Genomic DNA, 15,863 nt, shown 5'->3' with positions numbered 1-15,863 from the left:
TTAAGTAGCGAATACACCTGAATATGCCGCGCCAAGCCAGCGGATCACACCAGGCAATCAGGCGGCCACGGGGCCGCCTGATTGGATGAACTGGCTACATTTCAACCGGCTCAGTGAGTCAGGATCTTGCCCCAGGCGAGATCCGGGTCCCCCATCACGATGAAGTCAGGGTTCTCCAGCGACTCCGTTTCGTTGTAGCTGAGCGGCTGCAACGCCAGGCTGAGGATGCGCCCCCCCGCCGCCTCGACGATACACTGGGCGGCGGCGGTGTCCCACTCGCCGGTGGGGCCGAGCCGCACATAGCAGTCTGCCGCCCCTTCCGCCACCAGGCAGGACTTGAGGGAGCTGGAGCCAAGCGGGATCAGCTCGTAGTTGATGGCCGGGTTGAGGCGGCGGGTCAGGTTCTCCAGCTTCTGGCGGCGGCTGATGGCCACCACCAGGGAGTCGGGCTGGTCGTGCTCGTGGTGCATGGCGCTGATGGGGTACACCTCGCCATTCACCTCCTTGAAGGCGCCGTGGCCGCGCACCGCCCAGTAGAGCACGTCGGCCTCGGGGGCATAGATGACCCCGAGCACAGGGACATTGTCCCGCACCAGGGCGATCAGGGTGGCGAAGTCACCGCTGCCGGCGATGAACTCGCCGGTGCCGTCGAGGGGGTCCACCAGCCAGTATTGCCGCCAGTTGGCGCGCTGGCTGAAGGGCACATCGGCCGCCTCTTCGGTCAGCACGGGCACATGGGGGGTGAGCGCCGACAGCGCCTGCTTGAGATAGGCATCGGCAGCAAGATCGGCACTGGTGACCGGGGTCGCATCCTCCTTCAGCTGACGCTCGAACTGACCGCCGTGATAGATTTCGTGAAGGATACGTCCCGCTTCGCGGGCTATCTCCTTGACCCCAGGTATCCAGGCCAACAACTCCTGCATCTTGTTATCCTCTGTTTTTATTACCTTTACCCACGCTTGGGCTAGCTTTCCTGCTCCGCCAGCCATTTGCTGGCCAGCAGCAGGGCACTGATGCTGCGCGACTCGGTGAAGTCGGGTCGCGCCAGCAATTCGTCGATGCGATTGAGGGGCCAGGGGATCACCTCGAGGGGCTCGGGCTCGTCGCCCACCCGCTGCTCGGGGTAGAGATCCCGCGCCAGCAGTATGTCCATCCGGCTGGAAAAATAGCCGGGGGCCAGGGAGACCTGCTTGAGGGGAATGAGGTCACGGGCCCCGAAGCCCGCCTCCTCCATCAGCTCCCGGTTGCCCGCCTCGAAGGCATCTTCGCCCGGATCGATCAGCCCCTTGGGGAAGCCCAGCTCGTAGGAGTGAGTGCCCGCCGCATATTCGCGCACCAGCAGCAGGGTATGGGCATCGAACAGGGGAACCACCATGACGGCACCTCGGTTGCCGCCGCGCATCCGCTCGTAGACCCGCTCCTCCCCGTTGCTGAATTTCAGGTGCAGGGATTCCACCTTGAACAGCCGGCTCTCGGCCACCAGCTCGGCCTTGATGATCTCCGGCTTGCGCTTGTCGTGGGCCATGGCCTCGACGCGGACGTGTTCGGGTTTGCACTTGTGGGGGTCACTCATCTGGGCTGACTGCTCGTTAAAAAAGAGTGCTTCAAGAGTAAACGACTCCCCGAGGGAACACCACGGGGCAAGGGCCGGAAAGGTGCCTGAAAAATCCGTTATAATGCCCCCGTTTTCCCCATCCAGTCCGACACAAAGAGGCCCCATGCCCACCCCACTGCCCTGGCACCAGATAGACACAGTTCTGCTCGACATGGATGGCACCCTGATCGACCTTCATTTTGACAGCCACCTCTGGCAGCAGCTGGTGCCCGAACGCTACGCCGCGCGCCTCGGCCTGCCACTGGCCGACGCCAAGGCGCAGATCGATGCCCACTATCAGGCCGTCAGCGGCACCCTCGACTGGTACTGCGTCGATTACTGGAGCGAGACGCTGGGGCTCGACATCCGTGCCCTCAAGCAGGAGATACTGGACAAGATCCAGTGGCGGCCCCACGTCATCCCCTTCCTGGCCGCCCTGCGGGCGGCGGGCAAGCAGCTGGTACTCTTCACCAATGCCCACCCCGCCAGCCTGTCGGTCAAGGATGCGCACCTCGATCTCGCCAGCCACCTGGATCTCATGGTGAGCACCCATGAGCTCGGCTGGTCGAAGGAGAGCCAGCACTGCTGGCAGGCGCTGGCAGATCGACTGGCATTCGATCCGGCCCGCACCCTGTTCGTCGATGACAGCGAGCGGATCCTGCGCGCCGCCGCCGACTACGGCATCGGTTATCAGCTCGCCATCCAGAACCCGGACAGTCGCCAGCCTGAGCAGCAGATTACCGCCTTCCCGGCGATCCGCGACTACGCCGAGTTATTGCCGCTGGCCGTGTGAATCGGCATTTTGCGCATCAATGGGGAAGCCACAGACCCCATGAGCAAGCGGACAAACAGAAGGGCTGCCTGGCAGCCCTTGCTTCTTGGGATCGGGCGTACTAGTCCACCCACTCCACCAGCCGGTACTGCTTCTTGCCCCGGCGCAGCAGCAGGTAGCGACCAAACAGCCGATCCGCCGCACTGAGCCATTCATCCTGTCTGATGGCGCCGTTGAGACTGATGGCGCCCGCCCCCAGCAGCTCACGGGCAACCCGCTTCGAACTCGCCAGACCGCTCTCCACCAGCAGGGTCACCAGTTCCACTTCCTTCTCGATACGGCAGCTCGGCATGCCATCCTGGGCCAGCTGGGCGAGATCGCTTTCGCCGAGGCGGGCCACGTCGCCGCAAAACAGCAGCTCGCCGATGCGCCGCGCCGCCGCCAGTGCCCCCTTGCCGTGCACCAGTTCGGTCAGCTCGTCCGCCAGCACCTGCTGGGCCTGCTTGCGCCCCTGCCGACCCGCATCTTCGACTTCCAGCGCCCTGATGGCCGCCAGCGGCATAAAGCTGTAGTAGCGCAGGAAGCGGTAGACATCCTCGTCCGCGGTGCCGAGCCAGAACTGATGGAAGGCATAGGGCGAGGTGAGTGCCGGATCCAGCCAGATAGCGCCCCCCTCCGTCTTGCCGAACTTGGTGCCATCCGCCTTGGTGATGAGGGGCAGCGTCATGCCATGAACCTGGGCCTGATGCAGCCGTCGGGTGAGATCCATGCCGCTGGTGATGTTGCCCCATTGATCGTTGCCGCCGATCTGCAGGGTGCAGCCGAGACGCTGGTTGAGCACGGCGAAGTCCTGGGATTGCAGCAGGGCGTAGGAGAACTCGGTAAAGGAGATCCCCTGATCCGGGCGAGCCAGCCGCTGGCGCACCGATTCCCGCGCCAGCATGGCGTTGACCGAGAAGTGCTTGCCGATGTCCCGCAGAAAATCGAGGGCCGACATCTGCCCCATCCAGTCGGCGTTGTTGACCAGCTGCGGCGCAGCCAGACCGTCACTCGCCGGCAGCAGCGCCCGGATCTGGGTCGACAGGCTGGCCACCCAGCCCTGCACGGTTTCGCTGCTGTTGAGGCTGCGCTCGGTCGCCTTGAAGCTGGGATCGCCGATGAGGCCGGTGGCGCCCCCCACCAGGGCCACAGGGGTGTGGCCCGCCAGCTGGAAGCGGCGCAGCATCAAGAGCGGCACCAGATGGCCTATGTGCAGGCTGCCGGCGGTGGGATCGAAGCCGCAGTAGAGGGTACGCGGCGTGGCGAGGTGGGCGGCCAGGGCCGCCGGGTCGGACATCTGGGCAACCAGGCCGCGCGCGGCAAGATCATCAAGCAAATGAGGGTCGATCATGGGGTCTCCAACAGCAGGGGAAAGTCGCCATACTCTCCCCTATGACTCGGGGCGGATATGTCCCTCAGGGGACAGTTTTGCCACTCTCGTGCTAGCATCCCGCCCATATCGGGGTGCTTTCCCCGCCAGCCGGAGCCCGTCGCCATGAGCCAGCCCCTCGCCACAGACTCGCTGACCCAGAGCCTGACCGCCGTCGTCGATGCCCTGCACAGCCCGGCCTTTGCGGCGGCCCTGGTGCGCCTCATCCAGCAGCAGGTGGCGTTCGACTGCGCCCTGCTGCTCGGGGTGGGACAGCGTCCCGTCTACCTCTATGACAACCTGCATCACCAGCGGGCTCTGCTGTTTGATCGCTACCTCACCAGCCACTTCAGCCAGGATCCCTTTATGCAGGCGCTCCAGAACGGCCTCCCCGCCGGGGTCTGGACCCTGGCACAGGTGTCCAAGGGGCGGCTGGATCCCGAATACCGCCACCACTTCTATCAGGCCACCGGCTGGCAGGAGGAGGTGGGGCTGATCCTGCCGGTGCGCGGCGGTCTCACTCTGATGCTGTTTCTGGGCCGCCTCGACAAGCGCCAGAGCCTTCGTCCAAAGGAGCGGGCCAGGCTGGAAGCCTTGTTCCCCCTGGTGCACTCCCTGTGCCGCCAGCAGTGGCAGGAGGCGGTACCACTGCTGGCCCAGAGCGCGGCGACGAGAGCCACGGATGGTGCTGCGAAAAGTGCAGCCAAGAGTACGGCAAAGGATAGAGTGCAAGGCGTAGCGGCCAGCCTGGACGGCGCCAGCCTCAAGGCCGCGGTGGAGCAGGCGATGAGCAGCGTGGGCGGAGACAGGCTCACCCGCCGGGAGCGGCAGGTGGCGAGCCTGCTGCTGCAGGGGCTGGACACGGAGGGCATCGCCGCCGAACTCGGCATCGGCAGCGGCACAGTGAAGAATCACCGCAAGCACCTCTACGGCAAGCTGCGGCTCGGCTCCCGGGCCGAGCTGTTCAGCCTCTTTCTCAACCACCTCATCACCACGCCCCTGAGCGGCGCACCAGAGACGCCCGCCCCATAACGACCACACCCCGCCGAAGCGGGGTGTGGTCTGCCAAGGGCTGCGCCCTCAGATCCGGCCCTGATAGCGCAGCGGGAAGCGGCCCTGACCGTCGGGCTGACCGAGGAAGGGCAGCCCCTGCTTCATCTGATCCGGCAGCTCGGGCCCAGGCTTGAGGGTGCCCTGGAACAGATACTGGCGATTGGCCTGCAACTCCAGCTTGCCCTGCACCTGCACCGCCTCGGAGCCCTGTTTGAGCTCGGCCACCAGACGGGAGTCGAGACAGGTCAGCTTGAGCTCGGGATCCCCCAGCAGCAGCTTGCCTGCCGGGGTGTCGGCCTCGGCGCCGTACCAGTTGAGGTTGCCATAAAGCTCCTCACACCAGGGCTTGCCCTGGGCGAACTGATCGACCTTGAGTTGCAGCTGGCCCGCCGTTGTCAGGGGGAAGGGCAGGCGCGTGGGCACCCGCGCCAGCACCCAGGGAGCGGGGGCGTTGAGGGTGATGTCACGACCGAAGGCAGCGCCATTCCAGCCGATCACCCCCTGACCGTTGAGGCCGGCGCGATCGCCGAAACGCACCGACACCTCGGGCGCCAGGCGCAGCAGGGACCAGCCGTCGAGATCCCAGCGCAGCTGGGTCAGGGACTCGCTGGCATATTGCAGCCGGGCAATCTGGCCGCTCCAGAGGGTACCGCTCACCCCCTCCAGCTGCACCAGGTTGGGGGGCAGCGGCAGATGGCGCACCACCAGGGTGGCTGGCAACGTCACCAGCAGGAAACCGAGATAGGCCACCAGAAACAGGGCGGCGATCAGGACTTTTTGTTTCATAGAACAGGACTCGACTGCAAGGATCCGGCCCGGGCCAAGCCAGGAGCCAACATTGAGCGCCATGCCAAAGGCCGGGCGGCGCCCATTACGCTTGGTGTCATTGGGGGCGGCTCAACTGCAAGCGCCTGACTTTGACCAGGCCGGGAGCCAGCCCCTCCCGGGCCACCTCTATGATCTGCACCTGGACGCCGTACTGCTCGGAGAGGGTCGCGAGCCAGAGCAGCAGATCCTCGAACGGGACTGTGTCTATCCACACCTGCAACTCCTGCCCCTGGGGTTGCAGCCTGGCTATCTTGATCTTCTGGTTGAAGGCGGTGCGGTTCACTACCCCGTCCAGGGTGCCGCTGGTGTCGATCTGGCGGCCTTGGCCCCCCTGCATCGCCAGCACCTCCTGCCCCTTCTCTTTCAACCAGGCGAGCGTCTGCTGCTGGTTGGCCACCTGCCGCTGCCGCTCGTCGATGCGATTGGCGACGGGCTGCCAGATGACCCAGTAGCAGAGCCCGATCAGCAGGGCACAACCCCCCACCGCCACCAGCCGCTGCTCGCGGGGACTGATGCCACGCCACCAGCCTTGCAGTTTGTCCATCATGATGATTTCCCCTTCAGCACCAGCGCCCCTTCCACCTTGCCCTCATGGCTTCGCACTTCACCCTGCTGCACCTCGAAGCGCTTGCCCGCCAGCTCGCGAAAACGCTCTATCTCGGTGAAACCGGGGGCGGTCACCTGCAACCTGAGCTCGCCCCTGGCCGCGTCGAAACGCATCACCTCGGGCTTGAGACCGGGCACCTCGGCAAACACAGGCGCCAGCTCGGTCAGCAGCAGCAGAACCCCACCCTGCGGGGCCTGCCCCAGGGACTTGAGGTGCTGGCTCATCTGGCTGCGGACGTTGACGATCCGGGTCTCCCCCGGGAAGATCCGGGTATAGACCTGCCGGATCTCCGCCTTGAGGGCCTTGTCCTGCTCCGTCAGTTGATAGAGCTGTACCCCGCGCTGGGCCAGGGCCACCAGCAGCAGCATTCCCGCCAGCACCGCCACCTTGCGCCACTGCTGCCAGTAACGGCCGTATTCGGTCTGGGGTCGATAGGGCCCTTGCAACAGGTTCGCCTGGCAAGCGATCGCCCCTTTCGCCAGCAGCAGCATGGGCAGCTCGGGATCCGCCGCCTGCCAGTTGGCGGCCGCGATGGCGGGTGCCGGGGTATGGCTATGGATGGTGACGGGTTCGGGCTGGGCCGCCAGCAGCATGGCCAGCAGCGGCTCGTCGGCGACTATCCCCTGGGCTGGGCCCTGGCGGATCAGCCACTCGGCGCCGAGTTGCAGGGCAGACCACCCCTCGGCGGCGGGCGGCAGGGCCAGCACGTCCGGCAGCAGTTGCAGGGTCTTGAGCCCCGCCTGCTGCAGCCACGCCAGCCAGGCCTGCATTTTCGCCTTGTCCACCGCCATCAGATCCACGTCCTGCCCCTGATGAGCCAGCACCACCAGATGCAGCTCATCCACGTCGGAGGCGATCTGCTCCTCGAGCAGATAGGGCAGCGCCGCCGCGGCCTGACGGCTGTACTTGCCCGGCAGGCTGACCCGCCGGAAGATGAGATCGCTGCCGGGCACCAGGGTCACTACGGGGCGGCCACCGGCACGCTCCTGCAGCTCACCCAGGGCATGGGCCGAGGCCAGGGTGCCGGAGGCGATGATCTCCTGCTCCTGCGTCGACCACACCAGCCAGTGCACCGGCTGCTGCGCATTGGTCCCCAGACGGATGACCAGACTCTCGCTCACAAATGATTCTCCTGCCATGCCCGCCAGCATCCTCGTCGATGGGCGGGGCCGCAGCCGTCGGCTGCAGTCCAGATAAGGGGCGGGACAGAGGGGGCCGAAGGCCTGCCATCTCCCTGTTATTCGGCACCGTCGTTCAGACGGCGCAGCATCACCAGCTTGTTGTCCTTGCCGCGCTGGAAGACGGTCTCCAGCCGGGCCCGTACATCACCCACCTCGGCCAGCAGACGGGCCTCGAAGAAGCTGCTCTTGATGTCCAGCGCGGCGTCCAGCCCCGTGATGCTGCCCGGCTGTACCGACAGCTCATCCGTCATCTCCTTCTTCTCCTTCCACCCCTTCTTGGGGCGGTTGGTCAGCACCCGCTTGGCGTCGTCCAGCCCTATCTTGCCCTGATAGAGCCCCACCAGCAGGGCCGCCTGCTCCGGCTTGATGGTGTTGATGTTCACCACCAGCTTGTCGTTTGGCAGGGTGCACACATAGGGGGCGAGCCGAGCGTAGAGCTCGCTGCTCACCCCGCGCACGGCCCGCAATTCGTCCGTTCCCAGCAGCCACTGGTTCGCCACCAGATAGGGGGGATTGAGCCCCTCGTAATAGGCATCCTCGGCCCCGTTGCTCGAGACCAGCTGGGTATTCTTGTCGGTCCAGTCGCGGATGGCGTCGGTGAGCTGCACCGCCTCGTACTCATCCACCTCCAGCGCCTCGAGCAGCGCACGGAACGCCTTGAACTGATAGGGCTGCGCATCGAGATCATCGCCGCTCTCCCCCTCTTTCAGGGCCAGGCTCAGGCTGTTGAGGTTGAAGCAGGATTGCAGATCCCGCACCCGCCCGGACAGGGTGCCGTCGTCCACCGGGAAGACGGCATCCTGCCGTGCCCAGTTCTGACCCAGGTTGACCACATCGGGGTCATCCTTGAAGTCCTGGTTGAGCACCTTGATCACCAGCGCCTCCGCCGACATGGCATACCACCAGGCCTGCTTGCCAGCAGTGAGGTTGCTGGTCCGGCGCAGCTCCAGCTGCAACCGGCCGCTCATGTTGCTGGCGATGATCACCATCACCGACAGAATAAGCAGCACCACCAGCAGAGCCATGCCCCCTTGCCGGCCGGGTGTGGTACGGAATAGGGCCCGGCGGCGCTTAATTGCCATTTTCAGCCCTCTGGCCACCGGCTCCTATCAGGAACTGACGGCGTATGGTGCCGTAATCCGCCAGATCCAGCTCCACCGCCAGCCCATAGGGCAGCAGGTCGCGCTGGGTCCACTCCTCCTTCCACGCGCCCTTGTCGTAGAAGTAGAGCCGCAGGGCCGTCACCCCGGTCAGCACGGGCTGAATCCGCGGCTCGGTGCCGATCGCGGGATCCGGGTAGAGGTAGCTCAGCCGCTCCAGGGTCTGCTCCTTGAGTCGCCAGCCCACCCGCTGCAAGCCGGAACGCGGCAGCATGCCGTCCGGATTGAGCCAGCCGCCACGGATGAAGGCCATGCCCCAGTCATCGCTCTGCTGGCCGAAGCGGGAGGCCGCCAGCAGCACCTTGTTGTTCTCGCCGTCGATGCGGCCGCTGCGCGGCACCATCTGGGTGATGTCCCGCTCCAGCAGGCTGAAGGCGAGCTGCAGCTCGGAGAGGCGAACCTCCTTGCGCTTGGCCACCTCGTCGCTGGTGAGCACCCCCTGCAGCACCTGATAGGCCCCCATGCTGAGGCTGGCGAAGATGGCGATGGCCACCAGCATCTCAAGCAGGGTAAAGCCAGCCTGGCGGACAGCACGTCGGCCTGAGGTCACCGACATGGGCGATGGCCGCAGCAACCTCTCAAGCAGGGTAAAGCCGGCCTGGCGGACAACGCGCCGGCCTGAGGTCACCGACATGGGCGATGGCCGCAGCAACCTCTCAAGCAGGGTAAAGCCAGCCTGGCGGACAGCGCGCCGGCCTGAGGTCACCGACATGGGCGATGGCCGCAGCAACCTCTCAAGCAGGGTAAAACCACGGTGGCGGGAAGGGCGGGTGTTGCTCTGGATCATCGGCTGATATAGGTCCGCATCATGGCCACCGGGCTCTCTGCCTTGGGCGCGGTGCGCACCTCCACGTCCAGGGCCTTGAAGTTGTTGTCGCTGGTGGCGACGCCACGATAGCGCCAGAACCAGGTCTGTCCGGCCATCTCCTCGTCCCCTTCCACCCAGCTGTCTCCCGGCCACTTGCCCTCGAGCTTTTGCTGCACCAGCCGGTTTTCCACCACCCAGGTCGCCAGGGTTTTCTGCTCCAGGTAGTTGAGGCCGGAGAGATGCTCGCTGGCGGTCTTCATCACGGCAAGGCCGGCGATGGCGAACACCGCCAGCGCCACCATGACCTCCAGCAGCGTCATGCCGCGCGCCCTGGCGGGCCCGCCCGTGACGCTGCGAACTCGCTCGCCGCCTGCGCTCCTGCCCGTCACTCTTCTTCCTCTTCGTCTTCTTGCAGGAAGAGGCGACCGAACTCGTCCCCCTTCAGGGTGCGCAGGTAGCCCAGATCCTCGTCCTGCTGGCTCAGGGTCAGCACGAAGGGGGTGAGCTCCCCCCCCGGAAAGATGAAGATCTGGGGCGTGCGCTCCTTCTCGTCGCGGCCCTGCTCGCTCTTCTCGTCCGACTCGGTGCGCCAGCTGAAACCCTCCAGCTCGACGGCCAGGGAGATCCCCTCCGGCAATTGCACCGGCCCCAGCAGCTTGTCGCCGGTCAGTGCCTGCCACTTGCGATCCTTGGGATTGCGGGACATAAACTGCCAGCCGCTCTCCTCGACTCTCAATCCCAGCAGCCGGCCATCCATCACCGAATACTCCTGCGCCTGTTGCAGGGTCGCCATCAGGCGACGCGCCTGCTTGTCCAGCTCCCTGTCCCCCCGGGCGCCCCCCATGCTGAGGACGACGGCGGTGGCCACCAGCCCCATCAACATGGCGACCAGCAAGACTTCCAGCAGAGTAAAGCCAGATTGACGACGAGCAGATGGCGCAGCCCTCATTCAGGCTGCTCCAGCAAGGCGGAGCAAACGGGGCGGCAAATCACTTACTGGAAGTCCTTCAGGTTCCAGTTGCCGATGTCGTCATCTGTCCCGGCTTCGCCGTCCAGCCCCATGCTGAAGATGTCGATCTTGCCGAACTGGCCCGGGCTCAGCAGCTGGTACTGGTTGCCCCAGGGATCCTGCGGCAGGCGCTTGATGTAGCCCCCTTCCCGGTAGCTGCGCGGCTCGGGTGACGCGGTCGGCTTGTTGACCAGGGCATCCAGACCCTGCTCTGTGGTCGGGTAGCGGTTGTTGTCCAGCTTGTACATATCGAGGGCATTTTCCAGCGCCACTATGTCGGAGACCGCTTTCTGCTGATCCGCCTTCTCCTTGTTGCCCATCAGGTTGGGCACCACCAGGCTGGCCAGGATCCCCAGGATCACGATGACCACCATGACTTCCAGCAGGGTGAAACCCGATTGACGACGCTTTTGCATGACTGACTCCCTAACGAAATGAGATGGCATGAGCCATCGACGATTGATTGTTGACCCGCGATCGTCCGATTACGCCGCCGTGCGGCTAATCAAACCTGCGAGGTCGACTGGCTTTGCAGGTTCGAATAGGGTCGCGTATTCGGACATCCGAACCTCACTCACAAATTGACCATGCTGTTCAGTTCGAGCGAGTTGACCGCAGGATCGACCGACGTCACCGCACGTCAGCATCATAAATTCACCATATTGTTGAGCTCGAGGATCGGCTGCAGGATCGACATCACGATAAACAGCACCACCCCGGCCATGGAGACCACCAACATGGGCTCGAACACCCCGAGGGCGATGTTCACCTGGGTTTCGAACTCTCTGTCCTGGTTGTCCGCCGCCCGCTCCAGCATGCTGTCGAGCTCGCCGCTCTGCTCGCCGGAGGCGATCATGTGCAGCATCATGGGCGGGAAAATCTTGGTCTCATCCAGCGCCTTGCGCAGGCTGGTCCCCTCCCGCACCCGCTCGGTGGCCTCGCCGATGCGGTGGCGGGCAAAGTCGTTGGAGAGCACCTCCCCCGAGATCTTCATTCCCTCCAGCAGCGGCACCGCGCTGGCGTTGAGGATGCTCAGGGTGCGGGCGAAACGGGCGGTGTTGAGGCCCCGGCTGACCCGGCCGATGACCGGCAGGCGCAGCACCACCTGATGCCAGTGGCGGCGCCGTCCGGCATCCGTCAGCCACCAGCGCCAGATCAGGCCACCGATGAACAGCAGTACCAGGAACCAGAGACCGTAGTGCTGCATCAGCTCGCTGGTGCCGATGAGGAAGCGGGTGGTGGCGGGCAGTTGCTGGCCCATGTGTTCGAACTGGGCCACCACCTTGGGCACCACTGCGGTGAGCAGTATGGAGATGACGCCCACGGCCACCAGGGTGAGGACTATGGGGTAGATCATCGCCTGCAGCAGCTTGGTGCGCATGTGCTGGCGCTGCTCCGTGTAGTCGGCAAGGCGGTTGAGCACCTTCTCCAGGTGACCGGACTTCTCGCCAGCCGCCACCATGGAGCGGAACAGCTGATCGAACACATGGGGGAAGGCGCCGAGCGAATCGGCCAGGGAATACCCCTCCACCACCTTGCTGCGCACCGTGGCCACCAGGCTGCGCAGGTGGGCCTTCTCGCACTGCTCGGCCACCGCCTTGAGGGCCTCTTCTATGGTCAGCCCGGCCCCCACCAGGGTCGCCAGCTGACGGGTGATGAGGGCCAGCTCCGAGGTGGAGGCACCGCGGCGAAACAGCACGAAGCGATTGGCCTCCCGCTTTGCCTTCTCGGTGGTCTCGTTCACCTCGAGGGGGGTCAGCCCCTGCTCGCGCAGCAGCTGGCGCACCTGACGGGCGGAGTCCCCCTCCATCACCCCGGACTTCTGTCTGCCCCTGGGGTCGAGGGCCTTGTACTCGAACGCAGCCATCTCAGTCTTCCCGGGTCACGCGCAGCACCTCTTCGAGGCTGGTCTGCCCCTGGAGCACCTTGTCGATGCCGTCGCGGCGTATGCTGGGGGTATGGCCCCGGATCAGGCGCTCGATGGCGAGCTCGCCGCTGGCGCTGTGAATCGCCTCGCGCACCGCCTCGTCGATCACCACCAGCTCGTGGATGCCGGTCCGGCCGCGATAGCCGGTGTGGTTGCACTGCTCGCAGCCCACCGGGCGCCACATCTGCTGATCCGGCGCGAGCTCTATGCCCATGGCGATCCGCTCCTGCTCCGAGATGGGGTGCGGGGCACGGCAATCCGGGCAGAGGGTGCGCACCAGCCGCTGGGCCAGCACCGCCAGCAGGGACGAGGAGAGCAGGAAGGGCTCGATCCCCATGTCCCGCATCCGGGTGATGGCGCCGATGGCGGTGTTGGTGTGCAGGGTCGACATCACCAGGTGACCGGTCAGCGACGCCTGCACCGCGATCTGGGCGGTTTCGAGGTCACGGATTTCACCCACCATCACCACGTCCGGATCCTGACGCAGTATGGCGCGCAGGCCCCGGGCGAAGGTCATGTCCACCTTGGTGTTGACCTGGGTCTGGCCGACCCCTTCCAGGTCATATTCGATGGGGTCTTCCACCGTGAGGATGTTGCGATCCCGGGAGTTGATCTCGGAGAGCGCGGCATAGAGGGTGGTGGACTTGCCCGAGCCGGTCGGGCCCGTCACCAGAATGATGCCGTGGGGCTTGCGGATGAGCTCGCTGATGATGTTGCGGTTGGCCAGCGTCATGCCGAGCTGCTTGAGCTCGAGGCGCACGTTGTTCTTGTCGAGCAGTCGCAGCACTACCCGCTCGCCGTAGCTGGAGGGCATGGTGGAGACCCGCACGTCGACGGCGCGGCCGCCGATGCGCAATGAGATGCGGCCATCCTGGGGCACCCGCTTCTCGGCGATGTCCATGCGGGACATGACCTTGATGCGCGACACCAAAAGCGATGCCAGCTTGCGATGGGGGCGCAGTATCTCCCGCAGCACCCCATCGATGCGGAAGCGGATGACCAAAGCCCGCTCGAAGGTCTCGATATGGATGTCGGAGGCCTCTTCCTTGATCGCCTCGCTCAGCATGGCGTTGATGAGACGGATGATAGGGGCGTCGTCGTCGGCGTCCAGCAGATCCTCGCTCTGGGGCAGCTCTTCGGCCAGGGCGAAGAAGTCCATCTCGTTGCCGAGATCCTCCATCAGCTGGCGCGCCTCGGAGGAGTCGCGCTGGTAGTGGGCCATCAGCAGCGTCTCGAACTCGTCATGACCCAGCTGCTCCACCGCGAAGGCGCACCCCGCCACCCGGCGCACCTCCAGCAGGGTCTGCGGCGCCACCCCCTGGCGACAGAGCAGCACGGGGGCGCCCTGACGCTCGGTCAGGATGGCCCCGAAGTTGCGGGCGAAGGCAAACGGCAGTTCCGGCAAGGGGGCCGGCAGCTCGCTGCCATCGAGCTGGTAGGCGGCCATCAGGGCTTGCTCTGCACGAAGGGTTGCCCCTGCACCTGGGTCTTGGCCCCGGTGGCGGTGGACTGCTGCTGGGCCTTCATCCGCTCGATCTGCTGCTGCACCTCGGGGGAGAGCATCACATCCTGACCATAGGCCGGCAGCACCTGACGGGGCGGCGAGGTGGCATAGCCCTCCTCGGCCGCCAGGTTCAACTGTTCGGCACGGAACAGGGTGTACTTGTTGCTGGAGACCCCGGAATAGACGTTGGCATCGCGCAATATGGTCGGCCGGATGAAGACCATCAGGTTACGCTTGGCGGTAGTGTTGGAGGTGGAGCGGAACAGGTAGCCCAGCACCGGGATGTCCCCCAATATTGGCACCTTGGAGACCTGCTCCTTGGTCTGCTCGTCCATCAGGCCGCCCAGCACCACTGTCTCGCCGCTCTTCACCAGGACGGCGTTCTTGACGGTACGGGTATCGAAGGTGGGGCCCAGGTTGGCTGTACCCGTCGCCTGGGTCTGGGCCACGCTGGAGACCTCCTGCTCTATGTTGAGCAGCACCGAATCCCCTTCGTTGATCTGGGGCGTCACCACCAGCTTGGTGCCCACCGTCTTGCGCTCTATGGTGTTGAACACCTGGTCGCTGGTGGTGGAACTCTGGGAGCCGCTCTGCACCGGCACTTCCTGGCCGACGTTGAAGGAGGCTTCCTTGTTGTCCATGGTGACTATGCTCGGGGTCGAGAGGATGTCGTTCTTGGTGTTGGTGGAGAGCGCCGTCACCAGCATGGCCCAGTCCCCCTTGTAGAAACCGGCCGCCATGCCGCTGAAATCACCGAGCAGGTTCTCAAGCCCATCGGTGTTGCCGTTGTCCTTGTAATCCTTGCCCGCGATGATGGCCGGCCCTATGGGCAGACCGGTATTGGTGAACTGGGTGCCGCCGCCATTGGCGTTGCCCCACTGCACCCCGAGGTTGAGGCCGTCGCCATCCTGGATCTCGACGATGATGGCCTCCACCAGCACCTGGGCGCGGCGAATGTCGAGCTTGGCGATGACCTGCTCCAGCTCGGCCATGACGTCCGGCTGGGCGGTGATCACCAGGGCGTTGGTGGTCTCGTCGGCGGAGATGGCGAGCTGGCCGCCGCCTATGCTGGCGCCACCGCCGGTGGCTGTGGTGGCCGCGCCGCCCTTCTTGTCAGCGGCGATGCTGGAGCTGACCCCCTTGAGCACGTCCACCAGATCCTTGGCCTTGCCATATTTGAGGTAGAAGACCCGGGTGTTGCCCTGGCTCTGCAGGTCCCGGTCGAGCTGGCGCACCATCTGGATGATGCGGGCACGGGCCTTGGGCTCACCGCTGATCACCACGGAGTTGGTGCGCTCGTCGGCCACCACCTTGGGAGAGAGCAGCAGGGAGGCGTTGGCTCCCTGGTTGTTGCCATCCTTGTTGAGGTTGGTCACCAGCCGCACCATCTCGCCGGCGGAGGCATATTTGAGCTTGATGACGTCCATCTCCTGATCGCCTGCGCGATCCACCCGGCGCACCACCTCCACCAGACGGTTCACCACGGCGGCGCGGCCTGTGATCAGCAGCACGTTGGAGGGCTCGTAATGGACCACGTTGCCGCCACCGGCGTTGTCGTTGAGCTGGCGCAGCAGGGGCGCGAGTTCACGGACCGAGACGTTGCGCACCGGCACCACCCGGGTCACCATCTCGTCACCCACGCCGGGGTTGCTGTCATCCACCACGGGGATGGCCGAGGTCTTGGCATCCTTGGAGCGCACCACCTTGAGCACGCCATTGTTCATGGGCACCACGGCGAAGCCATAGACGTCGAGCACGCTCAGGAAGAACTGGTAGTACTGATCCTCATTGAGCAGATCGTAACTGCGGACGTTGATCTTGCCGCGCACCGAGGGCTCTATGATGATGGTCTTGTTCAGGTTCTTGCCGACCGTGTTGATGAACTCTTCGATGTCGGCATTCTTGAAACTGGCGGAATACTCGGTGGCCCAGGCAGAGCCAGCCATCATCAAGGCTGCCGCCACAGTGGCCAGACGCCAGCCCTTCCCTTTATTTATCATTCTTGGTGCTAC

The 15,863-nt window shown here is 65.0% G+C and carries 16 protein-coding genes; 2 read left to right on the top strand and 14 right to left on the bottom strand.

Annotation, left to right across the window (positions count from 1 at the left end; translation table 11 throughout):
* Window positions 1-110 precede the first annotated feature (110 nt).
* Together cysQ and nudE are read right to left on the bottom strand one after the other, a co-directional pair.
* Window positions 111-923: a 3'(2'),5'-bisphosphate nucleotidase CysQ gene (cysQ, locus tag AC1IN8_RS13085; RefSeq protein ID WP_139433953.1), complete on the bottom strand. Its 813-nt coding sequence runs from the start codon at window positions 921-923 to the stop codon at window positions 111-113.
* A 41-nt stretch (window positions 924-964) separates the two neighbouring features.
* Window positions 965-1,573, bottom strand: a complete 609-nt coding sequence (nudE, locus tag AC1IN8_RS13080) for an ADP compounds hydrolase NudE (RefSeq protein WP_005327154.1) — start codon at window positions 1,571-1,573, stop codon at window positions 965-967.
* A 145-nt stretch (window positions 1,574-1,718) separates the two neighbouring features.
* On the opposite strand from nudE, the gene yrfG reads away from it, so the two are divergent.
* Window positions 1,719-2,387, top strand: a complete 669-nt coding sequence (gene yrfG / locus AC1IN8_RS13075) for a GMP/IMP nucleotidase (protein ID WP_479759049.1) — start codon at window positions 1,719-1,721, stop codon at window positions 2,385-2,387.
* Window positions 2,388-2,487: 100 nt separating this feature from the next.
* On the opposite strand, the gene tyrS is transcribed toward yrfG, so the two are convergent.
* Entirely contained in the window at window positions 2,488-3,756 is a 1,269-nt protein-coding gene (gene tyrS / locus AC1IN8_RS13070) for a tyrosine--tRNA ligase (protein WP_479759048.1), read from the bottom strand.
* Between the two features lie 144 nt (window positions 3,757-3,900).
* Between tyrS and AC1IN8_RS13065 the strand changes: the two genes are divergently transcribed.
* Window positions 3,901-4,806, top strand: coding sequence for a helix-turn-helix transcriptional regulator (locus AC1IN8_RS13065; protein ID WP_479759046.1), 906 nt, complete (start codon window positions 3,901-3,903; stop codon window positions 4,804-4,806).
* A 48-nt stretch (window positions 4,807-4,854) separates the two neighbouring features.
* On the opposite strand, the gene exeN is transcribed toward AC1IN8_RS13065, so the two are convergent.
* The 11 genes from exeN to exeD all read right to left on the bottom strand — a co-directional run bounded on the left by exeN (window position 4,855) and on the right by exeD (window position 15,851).
* Window positions 4,855-5,613 (bottom strand): GspN family type II secretion system protein ExeN, encoded by a 759-nt coding sequence (gene exeN / locus AC1IN8_RS13060; protein WP_479759044.1) that lies wholly within the window; start codon window positions 5,611-5,613, stop codon window positions 4,855-4,857.
* A gap of 97 nt (window positions 5,614-5,710) precedes the next feature.
* Window positions 5,711-6,202, bottom strand: coding sequence for a type II secretion system protein M (gene exeM / locus AC1IN8_RS13055; protein ID WP_247625482.1), 492 nt, complete (start codon window positions 6,200-6,202; stop codon window positions 5,711-5,713).
* A complete protein-coding gene (gene exeL, locus AC1IN8_RS13050; protein ID WP_479759042.1) occupies window positions 6,199-7,383 on the bottom strand; it encodes a GspL family type II secretion system protein ExeL in 1,185 nt (394 codons plus the stop codon). Before exeL ends, exeM begins: the two co-directional genes overlap by 4 nt.
* Before the next feature lie 116 nt (window positions 7,384-7,499).
* Window positions 7,500-8,525 carry a GspK family T2SS minor pseudopilin variant ExeK gene (exeK, locus tag AC1IN8_RS13045; protein ID WP_479759040.1) on the bottom strand — a complete coding sequence of 342 codons (1,026 nt, stop codon included), beginning with the start codon at window positions 8,523-8,525 and terminating at the stop codon, window positions 7,500-7,502.
* Window positions 8,515-9,159 carry a GspJ family T2SS minor pseudopilin variant ExeJ gene (gene exeJ, locus AC1IN8_RS13040; protein ID WP_139434087.1) on the bottom strand — a complete coding sequence of 215 codons (645 nt, stop codon included), beginning with the start codon at window positions 9,157-9,159 and terminating at the stop codon, window positions 8,515-8,517. Before exeJ ends, exeK begins: the two co-directional genes overlap by 11 nt.
* Window positions 9,160-9,386: 227 nt before the next feature.
* Window positions 9,387-9,800 carry a type II secretion system minor pseudopilin GspI gene (gene gspI, locus AC1IN8_RS13035; RefSeq protein WP_479759038.1) on the bottom strand — a complete coding sequence of 138 codons (414 nt, stop codon included), beginning with the start codon at window positions 9,798-9,800 and terminating at the stop codon, window positions 9,387-9,389.
* Window positions 9,797-10,360: a GspH family T2SS minor pseudopilin variant ExeH gene (gene exeH / locus AC1IN8_RS13030; RefSeq protein ID WP_479759036.1), complete on the bottom strand. Its 564-nt coding sequence runs from the start codon at window positions 10,358-10,360 to the stop codon at window positions 9,797-9,799. Before exeH ends, gspI begins: the two co-directional genes overlap by 4 nt.
* A 44-nt stretch (window positions 10,361-10,404) precedes the next feature.
* Window positions 10,405-10,836 (bottom strand): GspG family T2SS major pseudopilin variant ExeG, encoded by a 432-nt coding sequence (gene exeG, locus AC1IN8_RS13025; RefSeq protein WP_025328342.1) that lies wholly within the window; start codon window positions 10,834-10,836, stop codon window positions 10,405-10,407.
* A gap of 230 nt (window positions 10,837-11,066) precedes the next feature.
* Complete coding sequence (gene exeF / locus AC1IN8_RS13020; protein WP_479759034.1) at window positions 11,067-12,287, bottom strand: GspF family T2SS innner membrane protein variant ExeF; 1,221 nt, start codon at window positions 12,285-12,287, stop codon at window positions 11,067-11,069.
* A gap of 1 nt (window position 12,288) precedes the next feature.
* Window positions 12,289-13,794, bottom strand: coding sequence for a GspE family T2SS ATPase variant ExeE (gene exeE / locus AC1IN8_RS13015; protein ID WP_139433943.1), 1,506 nt, complete (start codon window positions 13,792-13,794; stop codon window positions 12,289-12,291).
* Window positions 13,794-15,851, bottom strand: a complete 2,058-nt coding sequence (gene exeD, locus AC1IN8_RS13010) for a type II secretion system secretin GspD (RefSeq protein ID WP_247625476.1) — start codon at window positions 15,849-15,851, stop codon at window positions 13,794-13,796. The genes exeE and exeD overlap by 1 nt, the downstream gene beginning before the upstream one ends.
* Window positions 15,852-15,863: the final 12 nt, after the last annotated feature.

The organism is Aeromonas sp. 130281 (assembly GCF_056642115.1).
The sequence above is the reverse complement of the archived record's forward strand: the minus strand, read 5'-3'. Positions and strand labels throughout refer to the sequence as shown.